At 36.8% G+C, this 13682-nt stretch carries 9 protein-coding genes; all 9 read left to right on the top strand.

All coding sequences use genetic code 11. From position 1 onward, the window contains the following. Positions 1-136: 136 nt before the first annotated feature. A complete protein-coding gene (locus ABDJ41_RS20145; RefSeq protein ID WP_349787921.1) occupies positions 137-709 on the top strand; it encodes an RNA polymerase sigma factor in 573 nt (190 codons plus the stop codon). Between the two features lie 87 nt (positions 710-796). Next, positions 797-1915, top strand: a complete 1119-nt coding sequence (locus tag ABDJ41_RS20140; RefSeq protein ID WP_349787920.1) for a FecR family protein — start codon at positions 797-799, stop codon at positions 1913-1915. 131 nt (positions 1916-2046) lie between these two features. Beyond that, positions 2047-5520, top strand: a complete 3474-nt coding sequence (locus ABDJ41_RS20135; protein ID WP_349787919.1) for a TonB-dependent receptor — start codon at positions 2047-2049, stop codon at positions 5518-5520. 12 nt (positions 5521-5532) lie between these two features. After that, the gene (locus ABDJ41_RS20130; protein ID WP_349787918.1) at positions 5533-7365 is read left to right on the top strand and encodes a RagB/SusD family nutrient uptake outer membrane protein; all 1833 of its coding nucleotides are present in this window, start codon (positions 5533-5535) and stop codon (positions 7363-7365) included. Positions 7366-7434: 69 nt separating this feature from the next. Then, positions 7435-8598 carry a sialidase family protein gene (locus ABDJ41_RS20125; protein ID WP_349787916.1) on the top strand — a complete coding sequence of 388 codons (1164 nt, stop codon included), beginning with the start codon at positions 7435-7437 and terminating at the stop codon, positions 8596-8598. A gap of 27 nt (positions 8599-8625) precedes the next feature. Next, positions 8626-10713 carry a sialidase family protein gene (locus ABDJ41_RS20120; protein WP_349787914.1) on the top strand — a complete coding sequence of 696 codons (2088 nt, stop codon included), beginning with the start codon at positions 8626-8628 and terminating at the stop codon, positions 10711-10713. Positions 10714-10724: 11 nt separating this feature from the next. Next, positions 10725-11831: an SGNH/GDSL hydrolase family protein gene (locus ABDJ41_RS20115; protein WP_349787913.1), complete on the top strand. Its 1107-nt coding sequence runs from the start codon at positions 10725-10727 to the stop codon at positions 11829-11831. Between the two features lie 115 nt (positions 11832-11946). Then, positions 11947-12519, top strand: coding sequence for an RNA polymerase sigma factor (locus ABDJ41_RS20110; RefSeq protein WP_349787912.1), 573 nt, complete (start codon positions 11947-11949; stop codon positions 12517-12519). A gap of 39 nt (positions 12520-12558) precedes the next feature. Then, positions 12559-13680, top strand: a complete 1122-nt coding sequence (locus ABDJ41_RS20105) for a FecR family protein (RefSeq protein ID WP_349787911.1) — start codon at positions 12559-12561, stop codon at positions 13678-13680. Positions 13681-13682: the final 2 nt, after the last annotated feature.

Raw genomic sequence — 13682 nt, 5'->3', positions numbered from 1 at the left:
AAATATTTGTTCTTTATTCAAATATTTACTGCTATATTCCTATTTTAAGCTTTTCAAGCATTAATGATAGAATATTTCCAAAAATAAATTATTAACATTGCCTTGAAAAGAGCCAAGTGTAGCTGTAAGGCAATCAATGGGAAATTATGCCAAATATACGGATGAACAGTTAACCGCATTACTTCGGACAGGAGACCGTATGGCGTATACTGAAATATACCACAGGTATAAACGCTTGCTTTACCTTTTTGCTTATAAACGTCTCGGAGAAAAAGAAGAAGTGTGGGATATTGTCCATGAAATATTTCTCTCTCTATGGCTTCATCATGAAGGACTAGAAATAAATTATACTCTAAGTACCTATCTACACAGTGCTGTCCGTAATAAGATTGCCAATTTAATTGCCCATAAACAAGTTTCTTTAAGGTATCTGGATAGTTTTAAGAATTATTTGGATAGCGCAAATAGTACCACCGACCATTTATTAAGGAGTAAGCAATTGGCCGCTTTGATTGAAAGGGAAATTGCAGCACTTCCTGATAAAATGCGTGAGGTATTTGAAATGAGCAGAAAAACGAACTATTCCCGTAAAGAAATTGCTGAAGAACTTGGACTTTCCGAAGAAACGATAAAAAGCCATATGCATCAGGCATTGAAAAAACTAAAAGTAAAGCTAGGTTCTATGCTTGGAATGGTGTTTTTTATCTGATAACTGAAATATTTATTTTTTTTCTTTTTAGACTAACCCTTAGGTGCTGATTAGCTGACTAACTCTTAAAATCAGCAAATAGTGGTTATGGATAATCAGAAGGAAAAAGCTTTGTTAGAGAAGTATAAGCTTGGTGAGGCTACTGAGCTTGAGAGGGCAATGGTTGAAGATTGGATAGCTCATGGCATTTTTCCTGAATATGAAATCTCAGATTTAGATCTTGAAGTGCAATTGTCTGAAATGGACAAGCAGCTTCCTTTGTTTGAGAAACAGACAAAACTTTGGCCTCGTCTTGCCGGTGCAGCTGCTATTTTTTTAGTGTTAGGTGCTGGCATTCTATACTACATCGGTAAAGCAGACAATGAACTGCCAAAAAATGAAACTTATGCTAATGATGTAACTCCTGGCTCTGTTGGTGCAACTTTGACATTAGCTAACGGAAAAAAGATTAAGTTAACTGATGCTCTAAATGGTGAACTTGCGAAAGAGGAAGGTGTGGTAATCACTAAATCTGCTAATGGAAAATTGGTATATAGTGCTAAAGATATTGTAACGGAAGCCAATAGAATGAATACCCTTTCTACGGCAAGAGGAGAGACTTATCAATTACAACTACCTGATGGCTCAAAAGTCTGGTTAAATGCCGCTTCAAGTTTAACGTATTCTGCATCGCTAAATAAAGAAGGAATTCGTCAGGTCGTCCTGCAAGGGGAAGCTTATTTTGAAATTGCCAGAGATAAAAAACGTCCTTTTATAGTGGAAACTGCTAAACAAAAGGTTGAGGTATTGGGTACACATTTTAATGTGAATAGTTATTCGGATGAAGCGTTTACGGCAACAACCTTATTGGAAGGCTCAGTACGGATAAATACAAGTGCAGATGCTGTTGCAAACAAAGTAATCAGGCCTGGAGAACAAGCTGTTCTTGCTGCAAATGGTTTGCGTATTTCGGAAGTGGATATTGAAGAAGCTGTAGCCTGGAAAAATGGGAAGTTTATTTTTCAGCAGGAAACAATTGGAACTGTTATGCGCAAGATTGCCCGTTGGTATGATGTTGAGGTAGTTTATGAGGCAGATTTAAAGGATAAGACTTTTAGTGGCTCTATGAGCCGCTTTGAAAATGTTTCACAAGTTCTTCGTAAGATAGAAATGACCGATCTGGTTCATTTTAAAGTGGAAGGAAGGAGGATCGTGGTAATGAAATAGGGGCTATCTGAAAGGAAGGTCTTAAAAAAACAAGAACCGGGAGTACTTGGAACTACCCCCGGCAAATGTCTGGACTATCCTGTATTAATTTTTTCGAATCAACTAAATAAGAACCAAACTAAACAAATGTAATGATTTTTACTGACCGTAGAGGGTCTATGCCTTTTCCTGATGGAAGGGGTAGACGAAATGCTATACTTAGAAAATTGCTGATGAGGTTAAACTTTACTATCCTTATGATGATTATGATGCTGTTGCAGGTTAGTGCTGTTAGTAAAGCACAAGTGTCTGTCAATGGTTCAGCGATGCCATTACTCGAGGTAATTAAAAGCCTCAAGAAACAAACTGGCTATGACTTTTTTTACAGTGACCAAAGTATAAAAAAAGCCAGACCAGTAACAGTAAGCCTTAAAAATGTCTCTCTGGAACATGCGCTGAAAACTTGTTTGGATGCCCAGTTCCTGACTTTTAAAATTGATGAGCGTACTGTTGTTATTAAAGAAAAGTCTGTTAGTCTTCTTGATAAAGCTGTAGAATACATCCAGAATTTAAAAATTACCGGAACGGTAAATGATGAAAAGGGTGTGCCCATTCCGGGAGTCACCGTAAAGGTTAAAGGAACCAATGCAAGTGCAATTACTGATAAAATGGGTAATTTCAGAATGGATATAGCTAACCCAAAATCAGTGCTGGTCTTTTCATATATTGGATATGAGAACTTAGAGCTGGAAATTAAAAACAGAACTAATCTGGTGGTCACATTAAAGGAAAATCCTACCAAATTGGATGATGTTGTTATTATTGGTTACGGTCAGGTTCGCAGAGGGGATTTGACAGGCGCTGTTGCTACTGTTGATATAAAGAGTTTTGAAAAGGCTCCTGTTGCAACATTTGACCAGGCTCTGGCAGGCCGTATAGCCGGTGTTCAGGTTTCTGGAAATGACGGACAGCCTGGTAGTATCAATAATATTGTTATTAGAGGAAATAATTCAATTACTCAATCAAACTCTCCTTTGTATGTCATTGATGGTTTCCCCATAGAATCAATTGACGAAAGTCCGGTGAGCCCATCTGATATAGAATCGATACAGGTATTAAAGGATGCTTCATCTACCTCTATTTATGGATCAAGAGGAGCTAATGGAGTAATTATCATTACAACAAAACAAGGGATGAAAGGCGCACCTGTGATTAGTCTGAACAGTTATTACGGACTTCAGCATGTGGCTAAAAAACTGGATATGTTATCTCCTTATGAATTTGTGAAATATCAGAATGAACTGAATCCTACTACAACAGATAAATTGTATCTGGATGGTAGAACTCTTGATGATTACAGAAATATCAACGGAATTAATATGCAGGACGAGCTGTACCGTACCGCTCCGATACTTAATAATGATATCGCTATAAGAGGGGGGACCCAGGGAACACAATATTCAGTTTTTGCAAATATCCTCGGATCTGATGGGGTAATTATTAACTCTGGTTTTAAAAGAACTCAGGGGCGCTTCTCATTATCTCAGCAAATTAAGAAAAATCTTAAGGCGAATATTAATGCTACTTATACCAAATCAACAACAACAGGATCAATAATTTCAGACCCAACCGGAGGGATACCTAGTTTAAGTACAATTTATAGTGCTTTAGGTTACAGACCCGTATCTGGTATAGCTGATGTAGATTTATTGGAAGAACAATTTGATCCTGCTGTAATTTCCGAAACACCGACAGATTATAGGGTGAATCCTATTATTTCTCTTAAAAATGAGATCAATGAAAGGTCTCTTAGTAATGTCATTATCAATGGTACACTGGATTTTAAAATAATTAATAACCTGGAATTGAAAATTCGTGGAGGGTATATAGGAAATAATTTTGGTACAAAAACATTCTATAATTCTAAAACCCAGATAGGAAGTCCTTTTTATCCTACAACAAAAGGTACTACAGGTGGTATATATAATCGGAAAATCGATAACTGGCTAAATGAAAATACACTTACATATAACACCAAAATCAATAAAAACCGGATAAATGCAATGGTAGGATTTACCATTCAGGAAAACACAAACTTCTACTCTGGTTATACAGCTAGTTATATAGAAGACGAAAGCCTGGGTATTGATGGTTTAGATCTGAGTACATCTATCGTACCAGAAAGCATCACAAAAAAGTGGAACCTGGCATCGTTCCTGACAAGGTTAAATTATGACTATAGCGACAAATATCTATTCACATTTAGTTTCAGAGCAGACGGTTCTTCTAAGTTCAGAAGGAAGAACGTTTGGGGATATTTTCCTTCAGGTGCTTTCGCCTGGAAAATGAAACAGGAAGATTTTATGAAAAATCTAAGTTTTGTGTCTGATGCAAAATTGCGGGTAAGCTATGGTACAACTGGAAATAACAGGGTAGATGAGTACGCTACTTATTCGGGAATCACTTATCCTTACGTTAATTACTATTCGTTCAACAATGGTAATCCTGAAAGAGGAGCGGCCTTAACTACAACAGGTAATGTGGATTTAAAATGGGAAACTACTGCACAATTTAATATCGGCTATGATCTAGGCTTTTTTAAGCAAAAATTAAGACTTGTTGCTGATTATTATAGCAAAAAGACGACTGATTTATTACTTAATGCTCAATTGCCCCATACTACAGGTTATCTTACTTCTTTTCAAAATATTGGAAACGTTAAGAACGAAGGGTTTGAATTTGCACTGCAATATGATGCTGTCAAAACTAAAAATTTTGAATGGGCTACATCTTTTAACATCAGCTTCAATAAAAATAAAGTCTTGAAATTACAAGATGACCAGAATTATCGCTTATCTACCGTAAGCTTTGTTGGGGATTTCAGTGGTATTGCCCCATATTATGCAGAGGTTGGAAAACCAATGGGAATGTTCTATGGAGCTGAATTTGAAGGTTTGTATCAATATCCGGATTTTAATTTAGCCAATGGGATATATACATTGAAAGATGAGATACCAACGAATGGAAGAACCAGAAACAGTATTCAACCTGGAGACATGAAGTTTAAAGACCTGAACAACGATGGAACAATCAATACCAGTGATTATACCATTATAGGTAATGGAAACCCGGTTCATATAGGTGGATTTATGAATGATTTTCGATACAAGAATTTTGACCTGAGTGTTTTTCTACAGTGGTCTTATGGTAATGATATCATAAATGCAAACAGGTTATACTTTGAACAGAATACCTATAACTATTATAATTTCAACCAATATGCTACTGTGGTTAACCGCTGGTCACCAGACAACCAAAATACCAACATTCCCAGAACGGGTGGTGTGCCGCCAAGAATTTATCACTCAAATATCATTGAGGACGGATCATTTCTAAGGTTAAAGACGGTTTCATTAGGCTATACTTTTTCTAAGGAATTGCTGAAGCCCATAAAGCTTAAAACAGCAAAAATATATGTATCGGCCCAAAATTTATATACGTGGACAAATTATACAGGTTCTGATCCTGAAGTTTCGGTGAGAAACTCGGCTTTGACACCTGGATTTGACTGGTCTGCATATCCAAGAGCCAGAACAATCACTTTCGGTCTAAATGTTTCACTTTAAAGGTTTAAGAAGATGAAAAAAATTATATTATTATTTGTCTCATTATGTTTTTTCGGATGTAAAGACTTCCTGGAAAACACACCTACAGACTTTATTAGTCCTGAAAATTATTATAATACTGAGAAGGAATTGAGTAGTGCCCTAACCGGTGTTTATGATGTAATGGGCGATGCTTATATCTATGGCAAGTGGTACCAGATGCAGATTACTGTAGGTACCGACGAAACTTATATGACAGGGGTTCAGCCATCTGGCGAGCTCAATACTTATCAGCATAGTCCATCCAATACTTATGTCCGTTATTTTTGGAGATACTTGTATTTTGGTATAGAAAGGGCTAATAATCTTATCGCCAATATAAATAAGCCTAAAATGGACGAGACTAAAAGAGCACAGATTTTAGGCGAAGCACTGTTCTTAAGGGCATATTATTATTTCGTTCTGGTTTCTCATTATGGAGATGTACCATTACAACTTATCCCAAATCCTTCAACTAAAGATGTAAGTATCGCCAGAACTGATTCTAAAGTGGTATACGAGTACATTATAAATGATATGAAAAAAGCTGAGGAGCTATTGTCTACACAAACTGCCAGCAGTTTAGGCTTTGGAGGCAGAGTTAGCCTTTCAACAGTCCGAGGCATATTAGCCAGAGTCTTTTTACATATGGCAGGCTTTCCATTAAAGGACGAATCGAAATACAATGATGCCCTCATCTATGCCAATAAAGTGATTGATTCTAAAGAACATGCTTTAAACCCTAGCTATCAACAGATATTTATTAATTATGCTCAGGATAAATATGATGTAAAGGAAAGTATCTGGGAAGTTGAATTCTGGGGTAACAGAACAGGAAATGCTTTCCAGGAAACTGGAAATCTTGGAAATATCAGTGGCCCTCTTGCCAGAGACCCTGAGATTGGGGTGAGCGCTTCAGCAATAAAAACTACAGGACTGTTTTTTAAAGCTTATGAGGTTGATGAAAATAGTGCAGCAACGTTAAAGTATTCTCCTGATTTAAGGAGGGACTGGAATTGTGTGCAGTATGGTTATGGTACTGCTACAAGTAATCCTGGTAGGGTAAAAACCTTAAATACTAATATTTACAACATGGATCTGGGTAAATGGAGACGCGAGTATGAAACCCTTATTCCTAAACACACCACCTTTACGCCTCAGAATTTCCCTTTACTTAGATATGCTGATGTATTGTTGATGATGGCTGAAGCAGAGAATGAAGTAAACGGGCCTACTTCTGTTGCAATTAAAGCGGTAAATGACGTCAGAAAAAGAGGATATGGAGAATTGGTAAATGGTCAGACTTTAAAAACAATATCATTGAGTAATGGTGGAAGTGGTTACACGACGGTGCCTACTGTCACCATTACCGGGGGCGGAGGAACTGGAGCTCTGGCTACGGCGATTATTTCTGCGGGAAAAATAACCAGAATAGCCATCAGTAATTATGGTAAGAATTTTACTTCTGCACCTGTAATTACAATAACTGGTGGAAACGGAACAGGGGCAATTGCAGTCGCAAGTATCATGGATGCAAGTTTGACTCCTGCTCAAACGGCTTCAAAAGAGGAATTCCGTAAAGCCATACAAAAGGAAAGGATGCTTGAGCTGGGTGGTGAGTTCTTAAGAAAACAAGATTTGATACGCTGGGGTTTACTGGTTAAGAATCTGAAAGATAATTCAGATGATATTATAAAAAATGCAGCTGCAAATCGTAAATATACTTCGCAAGCAGGAGATAATGTTACTGAAAGAGATGTATTACTGCCAATTCCTGAGTACGATATTAGCCTCAATAAACTGTTGACACCAAATCCAGGCTGGTAAAACGTAAACTTATTTATTTAGAACCTTTTAACTGCTTATCAATAAGCGGGTAGACAACTATTTTTTATTATGAAACATAAAATTCTAATATTTCTATTAGCACTTTCCAGCAATTTATTTGCTCAAGAGCCTGTAAAACAGCAAAAAGTACCCGGTATTCAAATTGTGCATTCTCCAAAAAGTTCAGGAAAATACCTGGGTAGCCCATCAATTATAATATTGCCTAACGGAGATTACCTGATGTCATTTGATTTCTTTGGGCCTGGTTGTACATCAGATATTGTACAGGTGTATAAATCATCTGATAAAGGAAAAACATGGAGTTATTTGACGGAATTACAAGATACGTTCTGGGCAGGTTTATTCCTTGTGAAAAATGATGTTTATCTCCTTGGCGTAAGGGGATCTGACAGAAATCTTTCGATTAGAAAATCTACTGACTTTGGTAAAACATGGTCCGCTCATTCCATCTTAAGAGAAGGACGTTTCCATGGCTCTACTACACCTGTACTTTTTCATAATGGAAGAGTATATAAAGGATATGACCATCTTGGAATTGAAGACAAAAAGAAAAAATGGATGGCTGATAACAAATCCTTTATCATGTCGGCACCTGAACAATCTGATCTCATGGATCCGAAAAGCTGGTCTTATACCAATGAAATAGTAAAACCGGCTGCAATAGATGGAACTGGATGGCTGGAAACTAATGTCGTTCTGGGAAAGAATGGCAATATAGTAGGGTTAACCAGACTAGCGAATGAATCTGGATATAATGCTGGTTACTATAGTCTTAAATCCGATACTGAAATTGATGAAAATACAGTTGGAAGAATTCCTTTTATCGGTGGGGCAACTAAGTTTAATGTGATGTGGGATGCTAAAACAAAAAGATATTGGGCATTAACTAATTATCCGGCCGAGAAATTAAGAGCACCAAAGATGAGAGCAGGAGGAATGAGAAGTGTATTGTCATTAATCTCTTCTAAAGATTTAAAAAGCTGGAAAACAAATGCAATTCTGCTGGCAAGTGAAAATGTAAAATACCACGGATTTCAATATGTCGACTGGCAATTTGAGGGCAAGGATATCATCTTTATTTCCCGTACTGGATTTACTGATGCATTCGGAGAAGCTGATAATGCTCATAACTCAAATTACATGACATTCCATAGGATAAAAAACTATTCAAAAGCCAAAACCCCAACGGAATTCAAATACCTGATAAACTGAAATGAGTAAAAATTAAATTATATTCTGATGAAAAGATTACTGTTTATATTTTTTATAGCATATCCTATTTTTCTGTTTGGTTGCAAAAAAGTAGAAGGAACTAACTTTATGGTGGTAAATGATACCACCACAAACCAATTTGCTCAGGTGCCAGGAGTTGTTGTGGTTCATAGTCCCAAATCAAGTGGTAAATACCGTGGGACTCCAAGTCTGGTGAAATTGCCGAATGGCCATATTTTATCATCAAATGATGTTTTTGGCACTGGTGTTCCTAATGCTACGGATATTTTTATCTCAAAGGACAATGGAGTTTCATGGTCATATGTATCAACCGTTACAGGTGCTGTTTGGTCCGGTTTATTTTACCATCAAAATAAATTGTTTCTATTAGGAGCTGATGTAAGTCAGGGAGCAAATTTGGTGATACGAGGCTCTACAGATGAGGGATTAACCTGGTCTGCTCCAACAATTATTGTTCCGGGTGCTTGTCACGGTTCTTCTACACCGGTTTTATTTGCTAACAATAGAATTTATAAAGCTTATGAATTTCATGATACGGATCTCAACGGTAAATGGATGTCTGGAAATAAGTCTTACATTGTTTCGGCATCGCAAACTGCAGATTTATTAAATCCTGCAAGCTGGCTGAAGTCAGATGCACTTCAAAAACCTGCCTGGTTAGATGGAACTGGGTGGTTAGAAACAAATGCTGTTATAGGTCCGGATGGTAAGATAAAAGGGATATCTCGTTTGGCCTCTATGGAAGGTATTTATGCAGGGTATTATTCTCTGTCTTCCGACGCACAAATTGAAGCTGGCTCTGGAAAGAAAATTCAGTTTTGGGGCGGATCTTCAAAATTCAATATCAGGTATGATTCAAATACTCAGAAATACTGGGCATTGGTTAATTATGCTCCGGCACAGTTCAAAGCTGATAACAGATCGGCAGGTGGAATTAGAAATGTTTTGGCCCTTAGCAGTTCAACAGACCTGGAAACCTGGGTGATCGAATCTATAGTTTTGGCCAATAACGATGTAGAGAATGTTGGATTTCAGTATGTCGACTGGGTTTTCGATAATAATGATATTCTTTTTGTTTCACGTACTGCATTTGATGACGGATTGGGAGGGGCGGATAACTATCACAATGCAAACTTTATGACTTTTCATAAGATTACAAATTATGCTTCAACAAGTACTCCTGTAGAATGGCAAAATCTTTTGCCTGGAAATAGCTGGAATGGTGGAGTGCAGGATATTGATATGTCGGCAGGTAAAGGGGACACTAAAGCGAACCCTGCATTAATTTCTCATCCCGGACAATTGGTTTATCTGTCAGAACAGGTTTATAAGGGAAATTCTTTTGAAAATAAATATTTCAAAATGACCAATGATATAGATCTGAATCACTTTAATTATCTGCCAATAGGATGGTACATCACAACAACTGTAAATAAACCCTTTAGCGGAAATTTCGATGGCGACGGACATCAGGTATTGAATCTTAAGATCAATAGAAATGATGATACTTATACTTCTAGTGGGTTGTTTGGATATACACTTAGAGGTAGCATTACAAATTTAGGTATAGGTGGACAAAGTGACATCCTCGTCGGTGGGGTAGCTGGTGGAATTGTAGCTTATGCTAATGCAACTGTGATCTCTAGCTGTTTTAATAAGGCAAATGTAAAAGGTGTTTCTTTTGTGGGGGGAATCATAGGCTATGGTGTAAGCGCTCCTAAAATTAGCGATTGTTACAACACTGGAATAATTTCATTGCAAACAACAACAACTGTTAATAAAAACGTAGGTGGAATAGCTGGCTATCTGAATACCGGTTTTATAAAAAACAGCTATAATGCCGGATCTATTTCTACAACATTAACTTCGACAACAGGTGCGGGTGCCATATCGGGTAAGACAAGCAGTTTAATTTCTAACTGTTATTTCTTGTCCGGAACTATTACCAATACCAATAACAATGAGGTTGAATTGACCGAGACCATTATGAAAAATATTTCAACAGTTAATCTTTTGAATAATGGACGAACACCATTGTTATGGAAAACAGATGATCTCAATCTGAATAATGGATATCCTATTTTAAATTATTAAGCTTATTAAAAATGTTAAAATATAAAATCATAAAAGATTTATTAGCAATTGCCTTCTTGACAATGTTAAGCTATAGTTCTTCTGCACAGGAAATACAATGGTATAATCCAGAAAAAGAGACAGGCTTTATTATAGAAGGGCAGGCTTGGACAAAGACGGTGAAGAACCGTTACGACAGACTTCCTGCCTCTGCTGAATCACAAGTGAGAAAAGAAGTCTGGAAACTTTCTAATAACTCTGCAGGTTTATACATAAGCTTTACAACGGACGCAAAAGACATAAAAGTGAAATATGGCTTGAAAGAACGTTTGGCTTTAAATCAGATGCCAGCCACTGGGGTTAGTGGGGTTGACTTATATGCACTGACTAAAGACAATAAATGGAAATGGGTAAAAGGACAGTATCTTTCATTTAAAAATGATACGGTTTCAATCAATTTCGATAAACTTTATCCTGAATCTGTTAAAGCATATAGAATTTATTTGCCTTTATATAATACACCTAAGTGGTTTGAGATTGGTATTGATAAAAAATCTACATTCAAAACCTTGTCGGATAAGCAATCAAAGCCAATTATTGTTTATGGAACCTCTATAGCACAGGGTTCCTCTGCATCCAGAGCAGGTATGGCCTGGACAAATATCCTGAACCGTAAATTAAATGTACCTGTTATCAATCTTGGTTTTTCAGGTAACGGGCGACTGGAACCAGAGATCACCAGTCTAATAGCTGAAAAAGAAGCCTCAGTTTTTATTCTGGATTGCTTACCAAACCTCATGATTTTCTCCGAAGCAGAAGTAAAGGAGAAAATTCTAAAGGCAGTTCAGACGATCAGGCAAAAACATAAGCATACACCAATTATACTTACTGAGCATGCGGATGCTACAATTTCATTGGTCAATGAAGATAGACAAAAGCCTTTTTTGAAGATTAACACTTTGATGAAGAACCTGTTTAACCAGATGAAGAAGCAAGGGGTTAAGCACATATCTCTGTTAACAGCCGAAGAAATAGGGCTGGATATTGATAGCACTGCTGATGGTATACATCCGTCCGATTTAGGAATGATGCAATATGCTGAGGCTTATGAAAAGCTGATCAAAAAGATAACCAAATAACGCTCATTTAAAAATCCCCGCAGCAATGTGGGGATTTTATGTTTTGATATTAATTTAATCTTTTATAATATTGTTATAACCAAATCTAAATCTGGCATCATAAACGATGAACCCAATGTTTACTTCATACACATTAGAAGAACTCTTCCTATACGTTAAGGAGGGGGATCATGGGGCATTCGATGAACTCTATGGAAGGACCTGGGAAGATTTATACATCAAAACTTATAGCAAATTAAAGATCGAGGACCTGGCAAAAGATGTTGTTCAGGAGGTTTTTGTAGATCTTTGGAACAAGCGGACTGAGCGCAAGATCGATAATGTAATGGCCTATTTGATGCAGGCGGTAAAATTTAAAGTGATCGATGAATTCCGCAAATCAAAATATAAGTTTGTAGAGATCGATAATTTTATTGAACAGATACGTGACAGTAGTGATGCTGATGATCAGCTTATTTCGAAAGAATTTTTCAGTCTGCTCAGACAATGGACAGAAACGCTGCCACGTAAAAGAAGAGAGATTTTTAGATTAAAATATGAAGAAGACCTCTCCAATAAAGAAATAGCAGAACAATTAGGTGTTTCAGTTAAAACTGTTCAAAATCAGTTGCTTAACTCTTCTTTTGAGTTGAAGTTATTACTTCGGAATGCACTGTTTACATATTTTTTACTTTTTTTTGGGAGATAAGGGGACTTTCTACGACAAGTAGTTATAAGACCATTTAGTATGTCAAACAAATCTATTCGGAATAGATTTTTGTCGATTTTCGACAAATACCTGAAAGGAAAAACTACTGCTGAACAGAATAATCTTGTAGATTATTTTTATGATTCTATTCCGGATGAAGTTGTAGCTCCAGAAAAACTTACAGCGATCCAGTCGGAAATTAAATCTGCTATAAATGAGAGAATTAGGGGTAGTGTAGTAAATTTGGCCCCTCGTTGTCGATTTAACTATTTAAAAGTAGCTGCTTGCCTTGCATTAATTGGTCTTTCAGCTACCTTCATCTATCAGCATTATTTTGCTCCAGCTAATCAAACTGCATATACACTCGCCATGAACGACAGCAGTTCACCTGTTATCGTGCTTAATGATGGGAAAAGCTATGATCTGAATGATAGTCGTCTCCATAAAAAAGCGCTTAAAATAGAAGACAATGGAGAGAAAGTTTTTGTACTATCAGGAGATTCCAAAGATAGTCAGGATATCAACTTCATTAAGAACCCCACCAATCGGATATTTGCTTTTCAATTGCAAGATGGAACCAGGGCATGGTTAAACCCAAAGTCGACTTTGGAAATACTTCCTGTGTCGAATGGTAAACGTATGGTTAAGATAGAGGGAACAGTATTGTTTGATGTGCAAAAAATAAAAACTGCCGATCATTATATGCCCTTTGTAGTTAAGACTGCATTACAGACCATCGAGGTATTGGGAACAAAGTTTATTGTTAATTCCTTTGATAAGGATGAGGATGTCCTCTTATTAGAAGGAAAGGTTAGGTTAACTCATAACAATTATAATACAGCTGTAATACTGAAGCCAGATCAGAGAGCCTCTTTACAAAGTAATGATCCGAGGATTTTAATTACCAAATCTACAGACGGACATAAAGTAGAAGCATGGCATAAAGGATTATTCTATTTTGAAAATGAGAAAATGTCCGATGTAATGGCAGAATTGGCCGACTGGTATGGTGTAGAGATTATAGTAGATCGCGCCATTAAAGACATCCCGATTACTGGTATGATCAGCAGGTATGAAGATGTTGAACAAGAACTGAAAATGATCGAAATGACCAACAACGTAAGCTATAAACGTAGTGGTGGAAAGATTTATATAAAATAACA

The sequence above is a fragment of the Pedobacter sp. ASV1-7 genome (assembly GCF_040203335.1).
Classification (GTDB): domain Bacteria; phylum Bacteroidota; class Bacteroidia; order Sphingobacteriales; family Sphingobacteriaceae; genus Pedobacter.
Note: the sequence above shows the minus strand (reverse complement) of the source record. Positions and strands in the feature narration are given on the sequence as shown.